14 protein-coding genes and 1 pseudogene are annotated in these 26,552 nt (G+C 48.0%); 10 read left to right on the plus strand and 5 right to left on the minus strand.

The window, feature by feature from the left end; translation table 11 throughout:
- Positions 1-68: 68 nt before the first annotated feature.
- Positions 69-2,468: pseudogene (locus QUA42_RS23200) on the plus strand (adenylate/guanylate cyclase domain-containing protein); the annotation flags it as partial.
- Here the strand turns inward: QUA42_RS23200 and QUA42_RS23205 are convergent.
- Positions 2,465-2,650: a hypothetical protein gene (locus QUA42_RS23205; RefSeq protein ID WP_333140490.1), complete on the minus strand. Its 186-nt coding sequence runs from the start codon at positions 2,648-2,650 to the stop codon at positions 2,465-2,467. The pseudogene QUA42_RS23200 and the gene QUA42_RS23205 overlap by 4 nt on opposite strands.
- Positions 2,651-2,996: 346 nt before the next feature.
- Here QUA42_RS23205 and QUA42_RS23210 point away from each other — a divergent pair, with 346 nt between their 5' ends.
- The 3 genes from QUA42_RS23210 to QUA42_RS23220 all read left to right on the plus strand — a co-directional run bounded on the left by QUA42_RS23210 (position 2,997) and on the right by QUA42_RS23220 (position 6,625).
- Positions 2,997-3,629: an alpha-ketoglutarate-dependent dioxygenase AlkB gene (locus QUA42_RS23210; protein WP_333140457.1), complete on the plus strand. Its 633-nt coding sequence runs from the start codon at positions 2,997-2,999 to the stop codon at positions 3,627-3,629.
- Positions 3,630-4,253: 624 nt separating this feature from the next.
- Positions 4,254-5,147 (plus strand): isoaspartyl peptidase/L-asparaginase family protein, encoded by an 894-nt coding sequence (locus tag QUA42_RS23215; protein WP_333140459.1) that lies wholly within the window; start codon positions 4,254-4,256, stop codon positions 5,145-5,147.
- Between the two features lie 203 nt (positions 5,148-5,350).
- Positions 5,351-6,625 carry a carbamoylphosphate synthase large subunit gene (locus tag QUA42_RS23220; protein ID WP_333140461.1) on the plus strand — a complete coding sequence of 425 codons (1,275 nt, stop codon included), beginning with the start codon at positions 5,351-5,353 and terminating at the stop codon, positions 6,623-6,625.
- 110 nt (positions 6,626-6,735) lie between these two features.
- Here QUA42_RS23220 and QUA42_RS23225 read toward each other — a convergent pair whose 3' ends face one another.
- The 3 genes from QUA42_RS23225 to hisD all read right to left on the minus strand — a co-directional run bounded on the left by QUA42_RS23225 (position 6,736) and on the right by hisD (position 12,414).
- Entirely contained in the window at positions 6,736-9,873 is a 3,138-nt protein-coding gene (locus QUA42_RS23225) for a tetratricopeptide repeat protein (protein ID WP_333140463.1), read from the minus strand.
- Positions 9,874-10,348: 475 nt separating this feature from the next.
- Positions 10,349-10,777 (minus strand): universal stress protein, encoded by a 429-nt coding sequence (locus QUA42_RS23230; protein ID WP_333140465.1) that lies wholly within the window; start codon positions 10,775-10,777, stop codon positions 10,349-10,351.
- Positions 10,778-11,100: 323 nt separating this feature from the next.
- Positions 11,101-12,414: a histidinol dehydrogenase gene (hisD, locus tag QUA42_RS23235; protein WP_333140466.1), complete on the minus strand. Its 1,314-nt coding sequence runs from the start codon at positions 12,412-12,414 to the stop codon at positions 11,101-11,103.
- Between the two features lie 886 nt (positions 12,415-13,300).
- Between hisD and rpsT the strand changes: the two genes are divergently transcribed.
- Both rpsT and QUA42_RS23245 read left to right on the plus strand, forming a co-directional pair.
- Positions 13,301-13,603 carry a 30S ribosomal protein S20 gene (rpsT, locus tag QUA42_RS23240; protein ID WP_333066838.1) on the plus strand — a complete coding sequence of 101 codons (303 nt, stop codon included), beginning with the start codon at positions 13,301-13,303 and terminating at the stop codon, positions 13,601-13,603.
- Positions 13,604-13,828: 225 nt separating this feature from the next.
- Positions 13,829-14,608, plus strand: coding sequence for a TatD family hydrolase (locus QUA42_RS23245; protein ID WP_333140468.1), 780 nt, complete (start codon positions 13,829-13,831; stop codon positions 14,606-14,608).
- 356 nt (positions 14,609-14,964) lie between these two features.
- On the opposite strand, the gene QUA42_RS23250 is transcribed toward QUA42_RS23245, so the two are convergent.
- The gene (locus QUA42_RS23250; protein WP_333140470.1) at positions 14,965-15,108 is read right to left on the minus strand and encodes a hypothetical protein; all 144 of its coding nucleotides are present in this window, start codon (positions 15,106-15,108) and stop codon (positions 14,965-14,967) included.
- 102 nt (positions 15,109-15,210) lie between these two features.
- Between QUA42_RS23250 and rpoB the strand changes: the two genes are divergently transcribed.
- The 4 genes from rpoB (at position 15,211) to QUA42_RS23270 (ending at position 26,351) form a co-directional block, all read left to right on the plus strand.
- Entirely contained in the window at positions 15,211-18,597 is a 3,387-nt protein-coding gene (gene rpoB / locus QUA42_RS23255) for a DNA-directed RNA polymerase subunit beta (RefSeq protein WP_333140472.1), read from the plus strand.
- A gap of 148 nt (positions 18,598-18,745) precedes the next feature.
- Positions 18,746-19,837, plus strand: a complete 1,092-nt coding sequence (locus tag QUA42_RS23260; RefSeq protein WP_333140474.1) for an HNH endonuclease — start codon at positions 18,746-18,748, stop codon at positions 19,835-19,837.
- Positions 19,838-19,920: 83 nt separating this feature from the next.
- Positions 19,921-21,795 carry a DNA-directed RNA polymerase subunit gamma gene (locus tag QUA42_RS23265; protein WP_333140476.1) on the plus strand — a complete coding sequence of 625 codons (1,875 nt, stop codon included), beginning with the start codon at positions 19,921-19,923 and terminating at the stop codon, positions 21,793-21,795.
- Between the two features lie 425 nt (positions 21,796-22,220).
- Positions 22,221-26,351, plus strand: a complete 4,131-nt coding sequence (locus tag QUA42_RS23270; protein WP_333140478.1) for a DNA-directed RNA polymerase subunit beta'' — start codon at positions 22,221-22,223, stop codon at positions 26,349-26,351.
- Positions 26,352-26,552: the final 201 nt, after the last annotated feature.

Here is a 26,552-nt window from a genome sequence, read left to right on the forward strand (position 1 = left end):
TCATTTTTTTTGTCATAATCAAGTATTGCATATAATTGTACCGTACTCATGATAATGATTTAGGATTGCTATACATCTACAAACTCTTGCTTGCTTACTCCTTTAGTAATTACACCGCTGCCCTAGACCACATTGCCCACGGCCAACAGTATTTAATGGCAGTATCGGGATTGATTCATGTTCCCGCTTTCCATTTTTATGCAGCTCTGACTCACTTGGCGCTCTTCTCCACACAGCCAGAAGTTAAACAAGCTGAAATTATTACTCAGGCGGAAGCCCATCAAACGACTCTGGAACAGTGGGCGCAAAATGCTCCCATGAATTATCTGCATAAATGGTATTTGGTTGAGGCTGAAAAACATCGCGTTTTTGGCAATAAAGCTGAGGCAATCGACTTGTACGATCGCGCCATCTCCCTTGCCAAAGCAAATCAATTCCTCAACGAAGAAGCCCTTGCTAATGAACTAGCTGCCAAGTTTTATCTAGAATGGGGCAAAGAAAAAATTGCTCAAACCTACATGATTGAGGCGTACTATTGTTATGTCCAATGGGGAGCTACTGCGAAGGTAACAGATTTAGAAACGCGATATCGCCAGTTATTGGGGGCAATTCAATCGGGAAGAAAAAACACTAACACTACCGCCTCAGTGACGGCCATTGGTTCGGGTAACAACTTAGATATCACCACGGTGATGAAAGCTTCTCAGGCGATTTCAGGTGAAATTATGCTAGATAAACTACTGTCTAGTTTGATGAAAATTTTGATGGAAAATGCAGGGGCGCAACGAGGCTATCTGATTTTGTCCAGCCAGGGAACGCTGTTAATTGAAGCTGAAGGGACAATAAATTCTGAACAAGTCACCGTTTTGCAGTCAATCCCCCTTGAAGATTGTCAAGAACTTTCCTCCGCAATTGTCAATTATGTGGCCCGCACTCAAGAAAGCGTGGTACTAGATGATGCTGTCCGAGAGGGACAATTTACCAACGACCCCTACATCCAAAAGCATCAGCCCAAATCAATTTTATGCGTGCCGCTGATTAACCAAGCTCAAATAATTAGTATTGTTTACCTAGAAAACAATCTCACAGCCGGAGCTTTTACCCCAGAAAGAGTGGAACTATTAAAAGTGTTATCTGGACAAGCGGCGATCTCGATCCAAAATTCTAAGCTTTATACAGAAGTCCGCGAAAGTGAGAACCGACTCGCTCAATTTTTAGAAGCAATTCCAGTGGGGGTGTCAGTGCTGGATGCTTCTGGCAAACTTTACTATAGTAATCGCGCTGCTATTCAATTATTGGGTAAAGGAGTTATTCCTGAAGTCACCACCGAGCAAATACCAGACGTTTATCAAATCTATCAAGCTGGAACAGAGGAGGAATATCCCTCTGCCGAATTGCCAACTACGCGGGCGTTGAGTGGCGAAAGTGCCACTGTAGATGATATGGAAATTCACCAAGGCAACAAGATTATTCCGATCGAAGCTTGGGGTACACCAATTTATGATGAAAACGACAATATTTCTTATGCAATTGTAGCCTTTCAAGATATCTCAGAGCGCAAAAAAGCCGAAACTGAGCGAATCAGGTTTACCAATGAACTGTTCCAGCTAAACAAAGCTTACGAGCGTTTTGTCCCCAATCAATTCCTCCACTTTCTAGAGAAAGCAAGCATCCTTGATGTGGAATTGGGCGACCAAGTGCAGTTAGAAATGTCGGTGCTATTTTCCGACATTCGGGACTTTACTACGCTTTCGGAAAGTATGACGCCGGAGGATAATTTCAAATTCATCAATTCCTATCTTTCTCGTATGGAACCTGTTATTAATGAAAATAAGGGGTTTATTGATAAATATATTGGCGATGCGATTATGGCGCTATTTAGTGGGGAAGCTGATAATGCTGTGAAAGCGGGAATTGCCATGCTGGATTGCCTCGTTGAATACAATCAAAATCGCGCTACTTCTGGCTATGGGCCAATTCAGATTGGGATTGGCATCAATACTGGAACTTTGATGCTGGGAACGGTGGGCGGACCAAATCGCATGGACGGGACAGTAATCAGCGATGCGGTGAATTTAGCTTCTCGCGTGGAAAGTTTGACGAAAAATTATCGGGTGTCGGTATTAATCACCCAGGAAACTTACTCGCGTTTACAAAATCCATCCGAGTACGCAATCCGCACCCTCGATACGGTAAAAGTTAAGGGAAAATCTGAAGCGGTGACGGTTTATGAAGTTTTTGATGCTGATCCGCCTGAAATCAAAGTGGGGAAGTTAGCTACGCTGGAATTGTTTGCAGAAGCTAGGGCAAATTACTTGCAAGGGAAGTTTGCTGAGGCGGCCCGGCTGTTTGCCGAGTGTTGGCGTCAGAATCAGGGCGATGCCGTCTCTAAAATTTATTGGGAACGCTGTCAGTATACTTTAACAAATCGCACAAAAATCAAAGACCGGCCACACAATTTAGATTAATCATAAAAGTCCAAAGCTCGATCGCTACATTGTTGGAGGGGGAGCTCATTTTCATTTTTCACGAGTGGTATTGGGGCGACGGTTGGGTGCAGTCTCGGTTGGAGGGAGTGTGGCTGCTGCCACTGAATTTGGGGCAAACAGCTAGTTTGTTGCGACTGCGGGAGTTTTTGGCGGGTAAGCATAAAGGCTCAGAGTGATGTGAAGCCCGATCGCTTCATTGAGGACTAGGATTAGGTCAAGATCGATCAAAGCAGCGATCGCGGACAAGGAAGAAAAAAGCAAGAGTAACCGAATTTTTCTGACATTATCTAAACTTATGTCCCTGTCTAAAAACATACCGGAACATATCCTAGACTTTTCGCCCAATTCTGTATGCAACATTAGCTGTAAGTTGGGGAAAAGTAATTATCCTTGTCTTGATAAAATGCTAAAATTAGCTTGACATGATTAATGGTAAAGCTGGGCAGTGCTTGTGTCAACAACTGTATATTTATAAATTTCAGTAAAACGTAATCAGCGAGCAGATTTATGTATAATCAACTTTCATTGTGGGAAGAGCCAAAAGCAGAAAGCCAGAAGCATGGTCAGCAATTATTTCTGCCTGATGCCGAAATAATCATGTACCGCGACTTCTTCAATAACAATGAGAGCAACGAGATATTTGCGGAATTGTACGGCACTATTAATTGGAAGCAAGAGGTGGCTCTACTTTTTGGCAAGCAAGTCGCTATACCGCGACTTAGCGCATGGTACGGAGATGCAGGTAAATCTTACACTTACTCCAAAATAAAAATGGAGCCTAATCTATGGACACCTACACTCATAACAATCAAATCTAAAATAGAAGCAATAGCAGGTACATTGTTTAACAGCGTGTTGCTTAATCTATATCGCGACGGCAAAGATAGTGTAGCTTGGCACAGTGATGATGAATCAGAACTTGGTGAAAACCCAGCGATCGGTTCTTTAAGTTTTGGGGCTACTCGTCGTTTTATGCTCAGGCACAAATACCAAAAACAAACGAAATTAGAAATTCAATTAACTCCTGGAAGCCTCCTGCTGATGAAAGGAAGAACTCAGCATTTTTGGCAACACCAAATCCCGAAAGCAGCCAAAGTTACTGAGCCAAGAATTAACCTGACTTTTAGGAAAGTAAGCTAAATAAATTTAGAGTAATTTGTAATTTGCATATGCGTTTATATGGCTTTATTTGCGGTTTCTATAAAAAAGATTGCAACTTTTGTTAACAGTAAAAGTAGCGATTTTAGCACAGCAATAAAAGTACCGCCGAATTAGCGATCGCACGGGAGTGCCGCTGTTAATGCTGAATTTGGGTCAAACGGCTAGTTTGTTGCGGCTGCGCGGGTTTTTGGCGGGTCAGTAGAAAGGCTCAGAGTGATGTGAAGGTCGATCGCACTTCTTTTCTCTCAAAGTCTCATTCTTCACGTTTAGCAATTTTGCCTGTTAAGGTGTAGTGCATCCCCTTAAGTTTTACCTCATCTTTATTCCCTCACTCTTTCAAGTTCGTTAACTAACTCGAAGCTAAATGTGATCAAACTATTGACATAACTTTAGCAACATCTATATTAATAATTCGTAAATAGCTAGGTCGGTAGGAATACAAATATCGACAAAAATAATTATATCTGAAGATAGACGAACCCTAAATTCAACACAGCTAGGCTATATAACTAGCATCAAAGAAACTACTTAAGAATTGCTTATAATAAATTGATTGATATAAGGAATTTTTAAGTAGAGCTTCAGATAAAAAAAAGGAAATTTATGGTACTGAGTATTATTGTTCACGGTGGAGCAAAAACCATCACAGAAGACAAGGTTGCAGCCAACAATGTAGGCTGTACCGCAGCAGCAGAAGCTGGTTGGGCAGTGCTCGCAAGCGGGGGTACAGCAGCAGAAGCTGTTGAGGCAGCTATCCGGGTTCTGGAAGCTGACCAGACATTTAACGCAGGTTTTGGATCGGTTCTCAACAACCAGGGAGAGGTAGAGTTAGACGCAGCGATAATGGAAGGCGGTTCGTTAGGTTGGGGAGCCCTTGCAAATGTTCAAGGCGTGCGCCATCCCATCTCAGTGGCGCGAAAGATTATGGATAAAAAACCCATGTTCTTAGTAGCGGATCACGCAGAACATTTTGCTGCTGAAAGTGGAGCCGAGATGTGTACAAAAGAAGACTTAATCGCGGATGAGCAACAGGAAGAGTGGGAGGAGGAAAAAGAAGTTATTGACCGCCCCAATACCGTTGGTTGTGTAGCTTTGGATAGTAGTGGCACTTTAGTTGCCGGTACCTCAACAGGCGGCACTATGAATAAGCCCGCCGGTCGCGTCGGCGACAGCGCCATTATCGGCTCAGGCTTGTTTGCTGACAGTCAACAGGGCGCTTGCTCGACAACAGGCGATGGCGAGTCGATTATGCCAGTAGTTCTGGCTAAGACGGCGATCGACATTCTAGCGTCCGGCAAGCACCCAGATGAAGCAGCGCAGATCGCAATTGAGACTCTGGCATCTAAGGTGGCAGGAGAAGCTGGGTGCATCCTCATAGACCCTCAAGGGCGGGTTGGCTGGGCGCATAACTCAACGGACATGGCTTGTGCTTATAGAACCTCAGAAATGGACAAGGTGGCTGCGTTCACTAAGAAAAAACAACTCGTCCATCATTGAAATTATTGAGGTTGCATTCTCTCTAGTTGGAGAGTGTGAAAATTCCGCAACTAATATCTTGTTTCCTAGGTATTAAGTAGCTTGACATCAATAAACATTTTTTCAATTTGTAGGGCGGGCATTGCCCACCCTACTTTTAATTATGTCGAGCTACTTAGTGGCCGGGCAAACAGTTCAATTCAAACTCGACTTGAAGGTTTCTTATGAACTCAACATACGACTTTCCTTACTTTCAGGGTAATTCTCTTTCCGATTTGTTTGCTGCAGACATCACAGATGCACGTTATGCGTTCATCCTAAATTACCCTGCCACTGCCAGTTGGGCTGCTTACCCCAACAGAAAAAAATACTTTATTCAAGACGGCAGCAGTGAAGCCACCAAAACTTCTTTCGACAAGATTGGTCAGAAGGAACCTTGGAAAAATCTGGCTGTGTTAGGCGATGCTATCCCAGGGATTGTGATTAATCAGCCGCCGAACTCGCTGATGGATTATTGGCGGGAGCATTTTGGCTTCAGCTACAGCAGTATGGAGATGATAGACTGCTCAACTTATCTCGAAGATCTCAGCGTAAGCGATCGCTTTGACAAACTTCTCACTCTATTTCCCTTCGACAATCTCAAACCCGAAAAACACGCCGTCCATCCTGACATCCACTACCACTTACTCAGCAAAGCCACGCTAGCAGAATTAGGCGTGCAATGTCCGAAATACCAAACCTACAATCTGCACGAAGTCAATCTCGAAAGCATTCAGTTACCAGAGCAATTCCCCTACTTGATTAAAGCATCCCACGGACTTTCTGGAGAAGGCACTTATATTATCAAAAGTGCTAGCGATCTGAACTACTGCTTGCAGGAAGTGAGGAAATATCTCGATATTAAGTTGCTGGATACGATTATTGTCTCGGAATTCGTCAAAAATGAAGTGCAGAACTACTGCGTGCAGTTCTATGTAAGCAAAACGGGAAATATCACGCTTATCGGCACTACCAGTCAACTTGTCACCCCAGAGGGCAGCTATTTAGGGGGACTAATTCACTACCGCGAAACCGACATGAGTAGGTTTTTTGAGATGATTGCCGCTATTGGTAAATATGCTCACCAACAGGGTTATTTCGGCGTTATTGGCTTCGACGTGCTGGAAGACTCTGAGGGACAGTTGTATGCCATTGATGCCAATTTCCGAGTTAATGGATCGACTCCGCTTTGTGTGCAGCGCCATACCTTACTGGGGCTGGGAAAGGAGGTGGCTCAATATTCCAGTAGCTGGCGAATGGATGGCACTTTGGAATCGATTCTTGTCACGCTGAAACCAGAACTCGATCGCAAGGACTTGATAATTTTGTCAGCTTTAGAGAAGGTTAAATACGGGAAAATCTACACGGAAATTTACGGGATAGTTGCGGGTGAGGATATGAAGGAAATGCAGCACATCGAGGATAATTTGCACAGTAAGGGATTGCACCAATTTGGTTGATATCTGCTCTACCCATTGCAGCGGTTGTGCGGTTCAATTAAATCGGCTTGATAAATATTCCCCAAAGGCAAAATCTCCTCTGTGGGTTTCTCAAAATAATCTCTAACTCGCTACTCTGCTGATAATTCTTGAATTTTGTTAATAGTCTCTTGGTAATCACTTGTATTTCCTTGGTACTTGTACAAGTCCGCGGCTTTTTGATAATCGGCGATCGCCTCTGCTTTTTGTCCTAGCTCAGACTTGGCTAAACCACGATTGTAGTAGGCATGAGCATTGTAGTAACTAAGCTCGATTACCTGACTATAATCTGCGATCGCTGCTTCTTTTTCCCCTAGATTATACTTAGTCAAACCCCGATTGTAGTAGGGATGAGGATTGTAGTAATTAAGCTCGATCGCCTTAGTATAATCTGTGAGTGCCTCTGTTTTTTCACCTAGAGCAGACTTGGCATTACCGCGATTATTATAGGCAACAGCTAGTTTGGGGTCGATGTCGATGGCCTGATTATAATCCGAGAGCGCCTCTGATTTTTGCCCTAGGGCAGACTTGGCTAACCCCCGATTTAAGTAGGCATCAGCATAGCAAGAATTAATGTCTAGCGCCTGATTATAATCTGCGATTGCTTCTTCTGTTTGCCCTAGGGCCGACTTAGCTAAACCACGATTGTTGTAGGCATCAGCATAGCAAGAATTAAGGTGAATCGCCTGATTATAATCTGCGATCGCTTGTTCATTTTCTCCTAAATTATACTTGGCTAAACCCCGGTTGTTGTAGGCAACAGCATCTGTGGGGTTGAGTTCGAGCGCCTGATTATAATCTGCGATTGCCTCTGCTTTTTTCCCTAGGTCAGACTTGGAATTACCTCGACGGAAGTAGGCATTAGCACTGTTGTAATTAAGGTCGATCGCCTGAGTATAATCTACGAGTATTTCTTCTGCTGTTTCTAGGGCAGAGTTAGCTACACTCCGAGTGTGGTAAGCATCAGAATAGTTGGGGTTAAGCTCGATCGCCTGAGTACGATCTGCGATAGCCTCTTTTGTTTTTCCTAGGGCAGAGTTAGCTAAACCCCTACTGTAGTAGGCATCAGCATAATTGGGGTTAAGCTCGATCGCCTGATTATAATCGGAGATCGCCTCTTCTTTTTCTCCAAGATCGTACTTGACATAACCCCGCTCGACGTAGGCAAGAGCTAATTTGGGATCGAGCTCGATCGCCTGATTATAATCGGAGATCGCCTCTGCTTTGTCCCCAAGCTCTGACTTGGCACTACCCCGATTGACATAGGCAACAGCTAATTTGGGATTGACGTCGAGCGCCTGATTATAATCTACCAGCGCCTCTGCTTTTTGCCCAAGCTCAGACTTGGCAGCACCTCGATTGTTGTAGGCAACAGCTAATTTGGGATCGAGCTCGAGCGCCTGATTATAATCTACCAGCGCCTCTGCTTTGTGCCCAAGGTCAGACTTGGCTAAACCCCGCAAGACGTAGGCAACAGCTAGTTTAGGATTCAAGGCGATCGCTTTATTAGAATCTGCGATCGCTTTTTCTATTTTCCCTAGGGCATAATTGGCATTACCTCGATTGACATAGGCAGCAGAAAATTTAGGTTCGAGGTGGATCGCCTTAGTATGATCTGCGATCGCTTCTTCTATTTTCCCTAGGGCATAATTGGCATTACCTCGATTGACATAGGCAGCAGAAAATTTTGGATCTAGGTGAATCGCCCTATGAAAATCTGCCAGCCCCTCTTCTTGATTGCCCATCTCACACTTGATATTACCCCGCAATAAGTAGGCAACAGCTAATTTTGGATTCAAATTAACCGCATTAGAAAAAGCTGCCAGCGCCTCTGCTTTTTCCGCCCCTTCAGACTTAGCTACACCCCTATTAAAGTAGGCACCAGCTAATTTTGGATTCAGGTCGTTCGCTTTAACAAAATCTGCCAGCGCCTCTTGTTTTGCCCCTAGTTCATACTTCACATTACCCCTATTGTTGTAAGCATCAGCATCGTTGGGATCTAGAGCGATTGCCTGATTATAATCTGCCAGCGCCTCTTCTATTCTTCCTAGGCGAGACTTGGCTAAACCTCTATTGTTGTAACCAGCAGCTAATTTGGGATTCAAGTCGATCGCCTGATTATAATCTGCGATTGCCTCTTCTATTTTTTCTAGGTTATACTTGGCTAAACCACGATTGTTGTAGCCATCAGCATAGTTGGGATTCAAGTTGATCGCCTGATTATAATCAGAGAGGGCCTCTTCTATTTTTCCTCGACGATACTTGGCTAAACCCTGAGTGTAGTAGGCAACAGCTAATTTTGGATTCAGGTTGTTCGCTTTAACAAAATCTGCCAGTGCCTCTTCTTTTTCCCCTAGTTCATACTTAACGTTACCCCGATTGTTGTAAGCATCAGCATCGTTGGGATCGAGAGCGATTGCCTGATTATAATCTGCCAGCGCCTCTTCTATTCTTCCTACACTAAACTTTGCTAAACCCCGATTTTTGTAAGCACCAACATCTTTGGGATTTAGCTCGATCGCCTTTGTATAATCTGCTATTGCCTCTGCTTGTTCCTCTAAGTCAGACTTGACTAAACCACGACCGACGTAAGCAACATCTAGTTTTGAATCGAGGTCTATCGCCTTCGTATAATCGGATAGCGCCTCTTCTTTTTTTCCTAGTTCATGATTGAGTAAAGCTCGACCGACGTAGGCAGCAGCTCGTTTAGGATCGAGGTCAATCGCCTGATTATAATCGGATAACGCCTCTTCTTTTTTCCCGAGGCGAGACTTGGTTAAACCCCTATTTAAGTAGGCAGAAGGTAGTTTGGGATTAAGCTCGATCGCCTGATTATAATCAGAGAGTGCCTCTTTTATTTTTCCTAGTTTATACTTAGCTAAACCCCGATTGTTGTAGGTATCAGCGAATGTAGGAGCTAGTTTATAATAGACAGCTACACCAGCCATCCCCGCAAACAGGAGAAAAAAGCCTAATTTATAATAGTCGTCTGTACTCCAGTCTTCTTTTTTCTCTGGTTTATATTGGATCTCACTCCAACGATAGGCAATAGCATTGTTGGCATTAAAGTCGATCTTCGGATTATAATCAGCTACAGCACCCTTAAAATGTCCTTGATTGGCCCCAGCAAGTCCTTGACTGAAATAGACAGGAGAACAACCCGCCGCCCCAAACAGGGTCAAACCAGCAGCCAGAACTTGCGGAACCAAGCGATGCGGTTTTTTAGTCATAGCCTTTGCAGTTACTAAAATTTAATGGAATTGCTTTTTTAACGGTTTGACAGACTACACCGAATTGTATCTGAGTGTGTGAAATTATCAAACTATCGTAATAAAACAAAGAGTGTAGAACTATTGGCGGATCTTACTACACAACCATATGAGATCGATGTTGATTTTGCGAGACATACCTAACAGGCGATCGACATCTACCAGACGATCGCTTATCTGTCTTCCAGAGACTCAAGCCAATGTCTCATCAAACATTTATCCTGCTGACAGCATAACGGCTGTTTCAAAACGAGTCTTAAATCTATACAACAATTAACATTCTAAATCAACAAAAATTTATATTTGGGTGCCTCAGCTCTCGTTATATTATCTGCGACTTCAATAACTCTTGGCTGACACACCCTACAACTTTTAACTACTGTAAATCTCCCTGGAACAGGCGTCTCGCCTGTCCATCCCTGCGGTTCAATTCCCCTTACTTAGCGCGCACCACCAACACCGAACAAGGAGCCTCAGCGACAACCTCAGCACTCACCGAGCCCTCCAAAATCCGCTTTAAACCTGTCAAACCCCGACAGCCGATCGCAATTAAATCCGCCTTATAGATATGAGCCAAACGCACAATTTCTTCTGCCGGTACTCCTGAAACAATCTCCAATTCGCTCTGGCAAGGCAACTTTTCCTGATAAGATTGCAGTAACTTCTCCACCTCTCGGTAAGCAATCTGATCTCCCTGAGCGTGAGGTCGATCGACAACCGCGTCAAAATCCGACGTACCAGAACTCACAACATGAACTAGAATCACCTTTGCCGTCGGTTCTAGCTGAAATTGTCCTACAACTTGCAAAACCCGTTCTGCAAGCTCTGAATTGTCGATCGCTACCAAAACAGTATTCAATACCATGCACCTTTAAATCTCAGATATTTAGACTTTAAATATTTCGTTGATTGTCGCCTACTTTCTACAATTTCGCGCTTGCCACCAACATCATTATTACCTACCCAGAAACCCGGTTTCTTAACATAATTGCGTCATTTAAGCAAGATACTTGAAGAAACCGGGTTTCTTAAGCCCGCAGTGCGTAAGTAGGTAGGTGCAAATAAACTGGGCCGCTGGTCACAGAATGTAAAGCTACCATAATCGCAAGAGAATTGCTTCCTTTCATTGCATTTCACTCGCTTTTGACTACCTCTGTATTTTGCCGATCATCTACTTAAATCTACCATCTAAAACTCACCCTTTCCCTCATTTTCAGTCCGCAGCCGCACAGAATCAGCGTGAGAAGGAAGCCCCTCTGCTTCCGCCAAAACATTAATCGCCTTACTCACCTTCTTAAGTGCAGCAGGCGAATATTGAATCAAACTCGAATGCTTCATAAAAGTTTCGACACCCAGCGGCGACGCATAGCGCGGAGCCCCAGAAGTCGGCAAAGTGTGATTCGGGCCAGCCAAATAATCGCCCACAGCTTCCGGCGTCGAGCAGCCCAAGAAAATCGCCCCAGCGTGGCGAATTTGGTCGAGCAAAGCCCAGGGATCGGCAACTTGCAATTCCAAGTGTTCCGGGGCAAACTCGTTAGAGAGTTCCGCTGCGGCTTTGAGCGAGTCAACTACTACGACTAAACCATAGTTGGCGATCGCCTTTTCTGTTAAAGTTCGGCGCGGGTGATTTGCCAACTGTCTGTCTACCTCAGCCACCACTTTCCTAGCCAGCACCGAATCCGCCGTCAGCAAAATTGCCGACGCCATCGAATCGTGCTCAGCTTGAGCCAACATATCCGCAGCCACGTGCACGGGATTCGCCGAACCATCCGCAATAATCAGCACCTCCGACGGGCCAGCCAGAGAATCAATCCCCACAGTCCCGTAAACGAGTTTTTTAGCTAGGGTGACGTAAATATTCCCCGGCCCAGTAATTAAATCCACCTTCGGAATAGTTTCCGTACCGTAGGCCAAAGCCGCGATCGCCTGCGCCCCGCCTACCCGATAAATCTCATCAACTCCCGCTTCCTGAGCCGCTACCAGCACCGCAGGATTCATTTTCTTCTCCTGTCCGGGGGGAGTACACATTACCAGTCTCGGAACCTTGGCGACCTTCGCAGGAACCGCATTCATGATCACCGAGCTTGGATAGGACGCCTGACCCCCAGGAATGTAGATTCCCGCTCGATCAACCGGCGTGTAGCGCTTGCCCAAAACAATCTCGTCATCGCCAAACTGCACCCAAGACTTCGGGACGCGCTGTCGGTGAAACGCCTCTACCTGTTTGCAAGCCAGCCGGATGGCATTTAATAATTCTTTTGACACCTGCTGATAAGCAGCATCCAATTCGGCGCCGCTCACCCGTAAATCTTCCACATTTAGGGTCATGCGGTCAAATTCAGCAGTGTAGTGCAGCACAGCCTGATCGCCTCTGCGCCTTACAGCTTGCAGCACCTCCCGCACGGTGGCTTCTTTGTGAACGACAAGTTCGTCATGGGTGCGATCGCAGATCCGTCGCAGTTCAGCTTGTGCCTCAACCCACTGAGTAATGATTCGCAGCATGGAGATTAGGAATGCCGTCTATAACTTCACTAACATTTGCTTGACAATTGGGGATTTTTGTGGGGTTCTCCTAGAGAATTAAGCCACCACCAGTCCACAAGCTTAAACCGCGAGAGTCGCGGCATTTTCCAAGGCTTCAGTGCAGCGTTTAAATCTCTGTCGAGGATTTTGCAACACTGAGGACAAGTCACAACCTTCTCTAGGAATTGCCCGCCAGAGAACCAGGTGCCCAGGAAGAGGGTTGGAACGCAGAGGGGAAGAGTGTCCGACCCCGATAATATCCGAGAGGGTGAGTGTTCGAGCGGGAGAATTTTGATTCTGCCTTCTACCTTCTACCTTCTGATCCGGCTGTCTTCTACCTTCTACCTTCTACTTTTTACCTTCTACCTTCGGTAAGTGCTTCTTGCCGAAGCCCAAATAACCCGTATTCTTTGTTATAGCTTAACTTGGATTTTTCAGAGAATTGGATTTTAAGCAGAATAGGTGCTATATTAGTTTTTCCCACACCTGATAATTTTTTTATATAAAAACGCCAAATTATTGTATACTTAAAAATTGCGCGCAAGAAACCGTGACTTTAACTCGTGACGGTGGAAACACCGCAAAACGCCTCTGTAACACCCGTGTCATACCTTTGGGTATGGTCAGGGGTAAAAAGCAGGCAGTTAAATGAGTCAATAAAAAATTATTGCGCGGGCGTCGCCAAAAAGTAGCCACAGACTCAGCTCAATCTGAGCTAATGGAAAATTGGCTGTCTCACTCCGCCTTTAAAAATCAAGCTTTTTGCGGCTCGATCCCGAAAAGGTTGTCCTTCAAAATCCCCGTGTCTTGAGACTGTCTTGAGACTAGGGTGTATCAATGAATACCTACTTCCAGCAACTGAACTATGGCAAATATTAAGTCCGCCGTCAAACGAGTCAAAATCGCCGAACGTAACCGCTTGTACAACAAATCTTACAAGTCAGCGGTCAAAACTTTGATGAAGAAGTATTTCGCTGCCGTAGACAAGTACGCCGCAGCTCCCAGCCCGGAATTAATGCAAGAAGTCCAGCAGCGAATGTCTGAGGCCTACAGCAAAATTGACAAAGCTGTCAAAAAAGGTGTACTCCACCGCAACAACGGCGCTCGCAAAAAGTCCCGCTTGGCAAGAACCCTCAAGCCGCACGAAACATCCTCGGTAGCATCTTAAGGAAGCAGAAAGTTCGCCAACGAAGCAGTGTACAAGATTGAAGGGATGGATGTTGAGGGAAGAAGTCAAGCGTGAATAAGTCAAGCGTGAAGCAGGAAGAAGGAAGAAAGAAGACGGAAGATTTTTCCCACACACTCTCTCCCACTCCCACTCCCAGACTCTCTCACTCCCCCCTCGCCCTATCCCACAAGGACTTTCCCGTATCACCTCTAATCTGCTTCCCCCATGCAGCTCATCGACACTCACGTTCATATCAACTTTGAGACCTACAAATCAGAGTTAGAAGCCATTCGAGAACGCTGGCGCGAAGCTGGTGTAGTTCGGCTGGTTCATTCTTGTGTAGAGCCAGAAGAATTTGCCGGCATTCAAGCAATCGCCAATCAGTTTGCCGAAGTCTCGTTTGCGGTTGGACTCCACCCCCTAGATGCCGAGAAGTGGACAGACGAGACGGCGAGCCAGATTAGGGAATTAGCGAATTCGGACTCTAGGGTAGTGGCGATCGGCGAAACCGGACTGGACTTTTATAAAGCTGACGATCGAGAACACCAGTTTAAAGTGTTTGAGGCACAGCTTGCAATCGCCCAGGAACTTGACAAACCAGTCATTATCCACTGTCGCGACGCCGCCGCCCCAATGGCCGAAATGCTGAGGAACTTTTGGCAAACACGCGGGCCAGTGCGCGGGGTCATGCACTGCTGGGGAGGCACACCCGAAGAAACCCAGTGGTTTTTAGACCTAGGTTTCTACATCAGTTTTAGCGGAACAGTCACCTTTAAAAAAGCCTTGCAAATACAAGAATCAGCTTGTATGGTAAATAGCGATCGCATCCTAGTCGAGACAGATTGCCCTTTTCTCGCCCCCGTACCCCAGCGGGGAAAACGCAACGAACCAGCCTACGTCTACTACGTAGCGGAGCAAGTTGCTAAATTGAGAGGAGTTTCTCTCTTAACTTTGTCCCAGCAGACCACCGAAAATGCCTGTCAGCTATTCGGCTTTTCAGTTTAGTTATAGCAGAACAGAGAAACGAGGAAAACAGGTCGATTTAGGAGCCCGCGCTCAGAACAATCCCATTTCTATCATGCCCGAAAAACCGGATTCATCCTTTATGGGAGATTCTTTTGGCGTTGCCTGTTGCGATCGGATTTGCGTCCTATAATAAAAAGAACTGACCGATCGGGCGTTGGCTTAGTATCCGCGACTGCGATGTCGCCCGCTTGAGGCCAACACAACGCGAGTACGCTAACCTTCAGGATCGGTCACAACTTCACGCAATACGTCAAACTTACACACTCAAACTTACACATCAGAAGAAACTTGGAACCTCAGCAATTTGGCCATAGCTGTCAAGTCAATTTTAGGAGTCAAAAGTGTAGGGGATTTACCCAGGAAAACCACGAGATCGGAGCTAAAAGCATCTCGATCGAAACCAAAATCCGCACAAAAATACTGCGAGCAACCCGCAAAAATAACCGTTGCAGCAGTTGGTAGGCGATCGAAAACATCATATAAATTCTCTCACACAATCAATCAAAAAAACGCAACAAGGTAAAAAAGCCCAGCCTTGGCGCCATGTAAAAAGCTAGAGCCACTGCGGAAAAAGGACCCCCATGACCACTAAAGATTACACAGAATTCGCCTTCACCTTGCCCGATTTGATCGAAATCCAGCGGGCAAGTTTTCGCTGGTTTCTAGAAGCCGGGCTGATCGAAGAACTCGACAGCTTCTCCCCGATTACAGACTACACGGGGAAGCTGGAACTTCACTTCATGGGCAAAGACTTCAAACTCAAACGCCCCAAATATGATGTGGACGAAGCCAAGCGCAGGGACAGCACCTATTCGGTGCAAATGTACGTACCCACCCGCCTGATTAACAAAGAAACAGGGGAAATCAAAGAACAAGAAGTCTTCATCGGCGACTTGCCCTTGATGACCGAGCGCGGCACTTTCATCATCAACGGCGCGGAACGGGTGATTGTCAACCAAATCGTGCGTTCCCCAGGCGTCTACTACAAATCGGAAACCGACAAAAACGGTCGCCGTTCCTACAACGCCTCGCTCATCCCCAACCGAGGCGCTTGGCTGAAATTTGAAACAGACAAAAACGATTTAGTCTGGGTCAGAATCGACAAAACGCGCAAACTATCGGCTCAGGTTCTGCTCAAAGCCCTCGGACTCACCGACGGCGAAATCTACGACTCCCTGCGGCACCCGGAATACTTCCAAAAAACGATCGAGAAAGAAGGACAATTCGGCGAAGAAGAAGCTTTGATGGAGCTCTACCGCAAACTCCGTCCCGGCGAACCCCCCACCGTGGCGGGCGGCGAACAGCTCCTCAACTCGCGCTTTTTCGACCCCAAACGCTACGATTTGGGCCGAGTGGGTCGCTACAAACTCAACAAAAAGTTGCGATTGACAGTCCCGGATACGATGCGGGTACTGACATCCCAAGATATCTTGACGGCGATCGACTACTTAATTAACCTCGAATTCGACATCGGCTCCACCGACGACATCGACCACTTAGGCAACCGTCGCGTCCGCAGTGTCGGAGAACTGCTGCAAAACCAAGTACGTGTCGGCCTCAACCGCTTAGAACGGATCATCCGCGAAAGAATGACCGTCTCGGATGCCGACTCCCTCAGCCCCGCTTCTCTGGTCAACCCCAAACCGCTGGTAGCAGCAATCAAGGAATTCTTCGGTTCCTCCCAGCTATCGCAGTTCATGGATCAAACCAACCCTCTGGCAGAACTGACTCACAAACGTCGGCTTTCCGCCTTGGGCCCAGGAGGCCTGACTCGGGAACGCGCCGGGTTTGCAGTGCGGGACATTCACCCGTCTCACTACGGCCGGATTTGCCCGATCGAAACACCAGAAGGCCCCAACGCCGGTCTGATCGGTTCCTTGGCAACCCACGCCCGCGTCAACCCCTACGGCTTCATTGAAACTCCTTTTTATCCAGTAGAAAAAGGACGGGTGCTGCGCGACAAAGCCCCTGTTTACATGACAGCCGACGAAGAAGACGATTTGCGCGTCGCCCCCGGAGACATCAGCCTCGACGAAAACAACAACCTCTTGGGCGAAACCGTAGCCGTCCGCTACCGCCAAGAATTTACTACCACCACTCCGATGCAGGTGGACTACATGGCGATTTCGCCCGTGCAAATCGTCTCCGTCGCGACATCGCTGATTCCCTTCTTGGAACACGACGACGCCAACCGAGCTCTGATGGGATCGAATATGCAGCGGCAAGCTGTGCCGCTATTGAAACCAGAACGGCCCCTCGTCGGTACGGGCTTGGAAGCTCAGGCGGCGCGAGATTCCGGGATGGTTGTGGTTTCCCGGATCGACGGCGAGGTGATTTACATCGACGCTACCCGGATTATTGTCAAACCCCTAGCTGAGGATGCCGAATCTAATTCCAGCGAAGAACATTTCCTGATTAAGGAATACGACGATCTCAAAGTCAAACAGCCCTCGGTTTGGAAGCAAAAATATGCTGGCTGCATCGAACACGAACTGCAAAAATATCAGCGTTCTAACCAAGATACTTGTTTAAACCAGCGTCCGCTGATTTATGAGGGTGATCGAGTCGTAGCAGGTCAAGTGCTCGCCGACGGTTCCTCCACCGAAGGGGCAGAACTCGCCCTCGGCCACAACATCCTCGTAGCTTATATGCCTTGGGAAGGCTACAACTACGAAGACGCGATGCTAATTAGCGAGCGTTTGGTGTACGAAGATGTCTACACTTCGATCCACATTGAAAAATACGAAATCGAAGCCCGCCAAACCAAACTCGGCCCCGAAGAAATCACTCGCGAAATTCCTAACGTCGGCGAAGACGCGCTGCGCCAGCTAGACGAACAGGGCATTATCCGCAAAGGTGCCTGGGTAGAAGCCAGCGACATCCTAGTCGGCAAAGTCACCCCCAAGGGCGAATCCGACCAACCGCCAGAAGAAAAACTGCTGAGGGCAATCTTCGGCGAAAAAGCCCGCGACGTGCGCGACAATTCCCTCCGCGTCCCTAACGGCGAAAAAGGCCGCGTGGTGGACGTGCGGGTGTTTACCCGCGAACAGGGCGACGAACTGCCCCCCGGCGCCAACATGGTCGTCCGCGTCTACGTAGCTCAAAAGCGGAAAATTCAAGTCGGCGACAAAATGGCCGGCCGCCACGGGAATAAGGGTATTGTTTCCCGGATTCTGCCGATGGAGGATATGCCTTATTTGCCCGACGGGACTCCGGTTGACATAGTGCTCAATCCCTTGGGCGTACCGTCGCGGATGAACGTGGGTCAGATTTTTGAGTGTTTGCTGGGATGGGCGGGCGAAAATTTGTCGATGCGGTTCAAGATGGTGCCTTTTGATGAAATGCACGGCGCTGAAAAGTCGCGGGAAACCGTACACGGCAAGTTACAGGAGGCGCGCGAAAAAACCGGCAAGCCTTGGGTGTTTAATGAAAAGCACCCCGGCAAGACGATTGTCTACGATGGCCGAACTGGTGAACCGTTCGATCGCCCCGTCACAGTCGGCATCGCCTATATGCTGAAGCTGGTGCACTTGGTAGACGATAAGATCCACGCCCGCAGCACAGGCCCTTACTCGCTGGTAACGCAGCAGCCTTTGGGCGGCAAAGCGCAGCAGGGGGGTCAGCGGTTCGGAGAAATGGAAGTCTGGGCTCTGGAAGCGTTCGGCGCAGCTTATACTTTACAAGAGTTGCTGACTGTGAAGTCGGACGATATGCAGGGACGGAATGAAGCGCTGAATGCGATCGTCAAAGGCAAAGCTATTCCGCGCCCCGGTACGCCGGAATCTTTCAAGGTGCTGATGCGGGAGTTGCAGTCTTTGTGCTTGGATATTGCTGTGCACAAGGTGAATACGTCCGACGAGGGCAGCGAGCACGTTGAGGTGGATTTGATGGCAGATGCTGGGGGCAAGCGATCGCCCTCCCGGCCTACTTACGAATCGCTTTCTCGTGACGAACTTGACGAGGATTAGGCATTAAAGATTAAAGATTAAAGATTAAAGATTTTTTGACAGCATTCAATTCTTGAATCTTTAATCGACAATCTCAAATTAAAATGCCTCAGCAGTGGTACGAACACTGCTGAGGCGAATCAACGCTCTAAACAGGAGAGACGCTGACATGACTATTGTAACAGTTGTCCCAGGAATAGAAGGAGAATTTGACCGGGCGACAGGCTGTATTAACTGGCAAGGGAGCAAGCTGAAAAATGGTTACGGGCGCAAGTGGATCCAGGGCAAAACGGTATTAGTCCACCGATTAGTGCTCGAATCAAAAATACCAGGATTTCTAGATTCCGGTTATTTTGGTTGCCACATCTGCGACAATCCAAGCTGCATCAACCCAGCACATCTCGTAGCTGGAACTGCGGCTGAGAATACGCAGCAGATGATGGGGCGCGAGCGCAAAACTCCCAGACGCAAAAGTATTCCGGGTATTGGCCAACTCTCTATCGAACAACTGCGGGAAATTCAGCGTAAATATTTAGCTGGAACCATCAAAAGCCACCTAATAAAAGAGTATGGCGTACAGTATGACACTATTACTAAGATACTTCAGGCAAAAATTCCCCATAACTTCACTACAGTTCCCCCCGGTTTTGTAGGAGAAATTCAAGACAGCGGATGCATAATTTTTCAAGGTGCAAAGGATGGTCAAGGTGGTTATGGCAGGTACTTTAAAAATGGGAAATCCCAATCAGTTACTCGTGCTGTTTTAGCAGAGAAATTAGGATGTGAAGTTCCGACTTCGATGGATGCTTGTCATACCTGCGATAATCCCAGTTGTATTAATCCAGAACATCTTTGGGGTGGAACTCGCACTCAAAATTTATTAGATGCTTCTAAGAAAGGACGCACTCAAGGCAAAAGTCATCCCCTTTCCAATGCCAAATTAGACTGGGAAAAGGTGCGAGAAATTAGGCAAAAACTAGCAGCAGGTGAGAGAGTGAAGGATGTAGCTCAGGAATACAGTGTTGGTCGCAAAACCATACACGATATTAAGTATCACGTCACTTGGAAGGAAGCAGGCGAAGAGGTTCCAGTTCCTCGAATGGGTGGGTATCTCGATCGCAAATTGACTTTCGAGCAAGCTCTTGAGGTACGAAAAAGAATTAGAGGTAGAGAATTAATCTCTAAAATCGCTGATGACTTTGGAGTCTCGTCAAGTGTTATCTCTGATATTAAAAACCACGTCACATATAGAGGAGTATAACATTGATTTAAGCCTTGAAACAAGCAACAAAAAAAATAAACAACCACAAATAATCGACTGTAAATTATTAATTGGAGTCAAGAATGGCTAAAATAGAACAACGCTTTGATTACGTCAAGATTGGGTTAGCTTCACCAGAAAGAATTCGACAGTGGGGAGAGAGAACTTTACCCAACGGTCAGATTACTGGAGAGGTGACAAAACCGGAGACCATAAATTATCGCACGTTAAAACCTGAAATGGATGGCTTGTTTTGCGAGCGCATTTTTGGGCCTGCAAAAGATTGGGAATGTCATTGTGGCAAGTACAAACGAGTTCGCCATAGAGGCATTGTGTGCGAAAGATGCGGTGTAGAAGTCACTGAATCTCGCGTCCGCCGCCATCGCATGGGATTTATCAAATTAGCAGCTCCAGTAGCTCACGTTTGGTATCTCAAAGGCATCCCGAGTTACATGGCTATTCTTTTAGATATGCCGCTACGAGATGTCGAACAAATCGTCTATTTCAACGCCTACGTTGTGCTGAATCCGGGTAATGCCGAAAAACTGCAATACAAGCAATTGCTAACCGAAGATGCTTGGCTGGAAATAGAAGACGAACTTTACAGCGAAGATTCCACACTGACGGGCGTAGAAGTGGGGATTGGTGCTGAAGCTTTGCAAGTTTTGCTGCAAAATATTCCGCTAGAAAGTGAAGCGGAAAAGTTGCGGGAAGATATTGCTAATGCTAAAGGTCAAAAACGGGCAAAGTTAATTAAACGCTTGCGGGTAATTGACAACTTCATCGCTACGGGATCTCAACCCGATTGGATGGTGCTCAATGTGATTCCGGTGATTCCCCCCGACTTGCGGCCGATGGTGCAGCTAGACGGCGGGCGTTTTGCAACGAGCGACCTCAACGACCTTTACCGGAGAGTAATCAACCGCAACAACCGCTTGGCCAGACTCCAAGAAATTCTGGCGCCGGAGATTATCATCCGCAACGAAAAGCGGATGCTGCAAGAAGCTGTGGATGCGCTGATTGACAACGGTCGCCGAGGCCGGACAGTGGTGGGGGCAAACAACCGCCCGCTGAAGTCGCTTTCTGACATCATTGAAGGGAAACAAGGCCGCTTCCGGCAAAACTTGCTGGGGAAACGGGTTGACTACTCCGGGCGTTCGGTGATTGTGGTGGGGCCGAAACTGAAAATTCATCAGTGCGGTTTGCCGAGGGAAATGGCGATCGAGCTTTTCCAGCCTTTCGTCATCCACCGCTTGATCCGTCAAGGATTGGTCAACAACATCAAAGCTGCCAAAAAACTGATCCAGCGCAACGATCCCAGTGTTTGGGACGTGCTTCAGGAGGTGATTGAAGGGCACCCGGTAATGCTAAACCGCGCGCCGACCCTCCACCGTTTGGGGATTCAAGCCTTTGAGCCGATTTTGGTGGACGGGAGGGCGATTCAGCTTCACCCGCTAGTCTGTCCGGCTTTTAACGCTGACTTTGACGGTGACCAAATGGCCGTGCACGTGCCGTTGTCTCTGGAATCTCAGGCGGAAGCGCGCTTGCTGATGCTGGCTTCTAACAACATTATGTCGCCGGCAACCGGAAGACCGATCGTTACTCCTTCTCAAGATATGGTGCTCGGTTGCTATTACTTGACAGCCGAAAATCCTGACGCTCAAAAAGGAGCCGGTCACTATTTTTCCAACCTTACCGACGCGGTTGTAGCTTACGAACAAGGAGTCGTTGACTTGCACTCTTATGTGTGGGTGAGATTTCAAGGCGCCATAGAAAACACAGAACCCGAAGGAGAACCGCTGAAGGTGGAACGCTCTAGCGACGGTATCGTGACGAAAGAATACAAGTTCCGCCGGGTTCGGGAAGACGGAGAGGGTAAGGTACTCAATCAGTTCATTCGCACTACTCCGGGCCGGATTATCTATCACCAAACCATCGAATCGGTAATTAACAATTAGAAAGGGGTAATGGGTAAGAGGTAATGGGTAATAACTGAAAAATGATCGCTAACAAGTAATAGTGATTGAAACCGGAAAATTCACCCATTACTACTTACAAATACTTCAGTGACGTGGTAACTGAGCAAAGTCTAAGGGCAGTAAAAGTTACCAATTACCTAATTAACTAGGTAGGTGCAAATAAACTTTATTAGGGGAAGGGCAGGTGAGTCAATTCATCTCCTAGCTTAGCTCTATTCCTTATACGCTAAACCAGCCCCTACAAACAAAATGCTTGTTGTTTTTTCCCGCCGCTGTACTTATCAATTACCAATTACCACTTACCAATTACCAATACTTCGGCTACGTTCTGAAACCTTGGGCTTCGCTCAGGGGAACCGAAGTCGAACGGCAGTAAAAGTTACCAATTACCACTACTCAGAAAAATGACAGAAAATAAGGAAATTGTTTTTCGCAATCGAGTTGTTGACAAAGGTCAGCTCAAAAAATTAATCTCTTGGTCTTTCATGCACTACGGAACGGCCCGTACAGCGCAAATGGCCGATAAACTCAAAGACTTGGGTTTCCGCTTTGCGACACGAGCGGGAGTTTCGATTAGCGTAGACGATTTGCAAGTGCCCCCGTCAAAACGATCGCTCCTCGATGCAGCCGAAGAAGAAATCCGCATCACCGAACAAAAATACACCAGAGGCGAAATCACCGAAGTCGAACGCTTCCAAAAAGTAATCGATACCTGGAACAGCACCTCAGAAGACCTCAAAGACGAAGTAGTCAAAAACTTCCGAGCCACAGACCCCCTAAACTCGGTCTACATGATGGCCTTCTCCGGTGCGCGGGGAAACATTTCTCAAGTGCGCCAGCTAGTCGGAATGCGCGGATTGATGGCTGACCCCCAAGGCGAAATCATCGACTTGCCAATTAAAACCAACTTCCGCGAAGGACTCACCGTTACCGAATACATCATCTCTTCCTACGGCGCGCGCAAAGGCTTGGTAGATACAGCGTTGCGGACGGCAGACTCTGGCTATTTGACTCGCCGTTTGGTGGATGTGTCCCAAGACGTAATTGTGCGGGAAGTAGACTGCGGCACCCAGCGGGGAATTCGAGTACGACCGATGACGGACGGAGCAACGGTGCTGATTCCCCTCAAGGACAGGCTGCTAGGACGTGTGTTCGCCAGAGATGTGGTCCACCCCAAAACCGGGGAAATCGTGTCTTACGGCAGCGAAAAAGCCGTCAGAAATCAGCCAATTACCGAGGAGTTGGCGACGGAAATTGGTAATTCTGGGGTCGCAGAGGTGTATTTACGATCGCCCCTGACTTGTGAATCTACCCGATCGGTTTGCCAGCACTGCTATGGCTGGAGTCTCGCCCACTTGAAAATGGTGGACATGGGAGAAGCGATCGGGATTATTGCAGCTCAGTCGATCGGGGAACCGGGAACCCAGCTCACCATGCGTACCTTCCACACCGGCGGCGTATTCACTGGAGAAGTCGCCAAACAAGAACGCGCACCCTTCCCGGGCGTAGTGAAATTCAAGAACTTGCGTACTCGGTCGTTCCGCACCAGACACGGCGAAGAAGCACTGGTGGCAGAAAACAACGGCAAACTTGTATTTGAGGGCGACGGATTTGAAGAAGGGAAATCCGGCGCCAAAAATCAAAAACTGAAAATCGAATTGGCGATCGTCCAGGGTTCTACTCTGATGGTCAAAGACGGACAGCGCGCCATTCCCGGTCAAGTTTTGGCAGAAGTGCCGATCGTCGGTCGCGCCGCCCGCAAAACCACTGAAAAAGTGACTACAGACGTGGCTTCCGACTTAGCCGGAGAAGCCAAATTTGCTGATTTGGTGCCTGAAGAAAAAACCGACCGCCAAGGGAACACAACCCGCACAGCCAGCAAAGGCGGGCTGATTTGGATTCTCTCAGGAGAGGTGTACAACTTGCCCCCTGGTGCCGAACCGGCGGTGAAAAATGGCGATCGCATTCCGGCCGAAAGCGTGATTGCCGAAACTAAACTCGTCTCCGAACACGGCGGTGTAGTCCGCATCGCTGACCCCAGAGAAATCGAAATTATCACCGCCCAAGTCCTGCTCGACCAAGCAGTCGTGCGGGCAGAAAGTGCAGGCGGCCGGGACCACTACACCATCGAAACATCTTCTAAGCAGCGGTTTTCCCTCAAGACGGCTCCTGGGAGCAAAGTGATTAACGGGGAAGTGGTGGCGGAACTGCTCGACGACAGCTACCGCACAGCTACAGGGGGTATTGTCAAGTACGGGGGGGTGGAAGTCCACAAGCGCGGCAAAGCTAAACTTGGCTACGAAGTCGTTAAAGGCGGCACTCTGCTCTGGATACCGGAAGAGTGCCACGAGGTAAATAAAGATATTTCATTGCTGCTGGTGGAAGACGGCCAGTACGTTGAGGCCGGTACAGAAGTCGTTAAGGATATTTTCTGCCAAACCAGCGGGGCAGTGGAAATCACTCAGAAAAATGACATCCTCCGGGAAATTGTGATCAAACCGGGCACACTCCATGTAGTTGACCGCCCGCCGCTAACATTGGGAGAAGGTCAAATCGTCAACGCCGGTGAAGAAATTTTCCCCGGCTTGGTTGCCGAAGAGTTGGGCTATGCGGAGTATATCGAAACTCCCGAGGGCCCGGCTTTGCTGCTACGGCCTGTGGTGGAGTTTCCGGTGCCGGATAAGCCACCTGTGCCTTCTCAGACGGCGCTGAATGAGTCGATCTCTTTGAAAGCGGTGCAGCGACTTCCTTATAAGGATGGGGAGCGCGTCAAATCTGTCGAGGGATTGGAACTGCTGCGGACTCAGCTTATCTTGGAAATTGGTTCGGGAGCTCCGCAACTGGCGGCGGATATCGAGCTGCTGCCGGATGAGGACGATGCTACGGCTTTTGGGGCGGACGGTTCGGGACCAGCTTGGGGTTCGCCTGAAGACGGTACGGAGTCGCAAGAATTGGCGATGACAGTAGCCGATGGAGGCGATCGAGCTTCCAAGACTTTCCGCTTGCAGTTAGTGATTTTGGAATCGCTGGTGATTCGGCGTGACGTATCTGCCGATCCGACTCAGGGCAGCACCCACACGCGGCTGTTGGTCGAAGATGGGCAGTCGATCGCGCCTGGGGCAGTAGTCGCCCGCACCGAGATTCTCTGCAAAGAAGCGGGTATCGTTCGAGGCATCCGTGAGGGGCATGGCGAACCAGTGCGCCGACTGTTGGTGATGCGAGATGCGGATTCTATTTCGATCTCTGTGGCGGGTACGCCGGATGTGAGTCCGGGTCAACTGCTGGTGGCTGGTACCGAAATAGCTCCGGGGGTTGTTCTCGAAGAATCCGGCCAAGTTGTGAAGGTTGTACCTGCGTCGGAGACCGAACCGGCGAAACTCTTGCTCAGGGTGGCTCGTCCTTACCGCGTTTCGGCTGGTGCTGTGCTGCACGTAGACGACGGCGACTTGGTGCAGCGGGGTGACAATTTGGTGATTCTGGTGTTTGAGCGGGCAAAGACTGGGGATATCATTCAGGGTTTGCCACGGATTGAGGAACTTCTTGAAGGGCGGAAGCCGAAGGAAGCTTGTATTTTAGCCAAGCGGCCGGGGACGGCTCGCGTGGTTACGGATGACGATGTTGTGGAACTTGCGGTGATTGAGGATGATGGCCGGATTGAGGAGTATCCTTTGTTGCCTGGTCAAAACCCGATCGTTTCCGACGGACAGCGCGTAGGCGTCGCGGAAGCTTTGACCGACGGGCCTGCTAATCCTCACGAAATTCTGGAGGTATTCTTCCAGGTACTCAAAGAGCGGCAGTCTACTTTTGAGGCTGCCTTGGAGAGTTTCCAACAGGTGCAGACGTTTTTGGTGAATGAGGTGCAGTCGGTTTATCAGTCTCAGGGCGTGGATATTTCCGACAAGCACATCGAGGTGATTGTTCGCCAGATGACCAACAAAGTCAGGATGGAAGATGGCGGCGATACTACTATGCTCCCGGGCGAGTTGGTAGAATTGCGGCAGGTTGAGCAGGTGAATGAGGCGATGTCAATTACTGGTGGAGCGCCGGCGGATTATACTCCGGTGTTGCTGGGGATTACTAAGGCTTCGCTGAATACTGATAGCTTTATTTCCGCTGCTTCGTTCCAGGAGACTACGCGGGTGTTGACTGAGGCTGCGATCGAAGGTAAGTCTGACTGGCTGCGCGGGCTCAAGGAAAATGTGATTATCGGCCGCCTGATTCCTGCTGGTACTGGGTTCAATGCCTATGAGGATGCTGGGGTGCAGGATGCGGGTTTTGATGGTGCTGTGTTTGATGACGACATCCACGATTTACAGGAGGATGTGGTACTTGATGACCGCACTGCGCGCCGCGCTTATACGATCGAGAGCGGTTTTGAGATCGGGCGCGGGTCGGATCTTGAGCCTGATGAGGATTTTGAGGAAGTTGAGGTTGATGAGGACGATTTTGTCGCTGAGACTGATGATGACGCCTTGGGACCTGATGTTGACGATGATGATGATATCGGTTTTGACTTCGATGAGGACGAAGACTAATCATAGTTTTGAGATTGCATGAATGAGTGAACAGCGTTGCGCTCGCTGAGGATAATTTGGTTCCTCGCCGCAACGCACCCTCCGATTTCATGAGTTGAAAAAACTCAAATTTTTCCTCACAAATTACAAGTCCGAACTCATCGCATGGTGCGAGGGGACATCGAAAGGAAGAAGGAAGAAGGAAGATTCAGAGTTTAAGCA

It is taken from the genome of Microcoleus sp. Pol11C2 (assembly GCF_036701505.1).
Taxonomy (GTDB): Bacteria; Cyanobacteriota; Cyanobacteriia; order Cyanobacteriales; family Microcoleaceae; genus Microcoleus.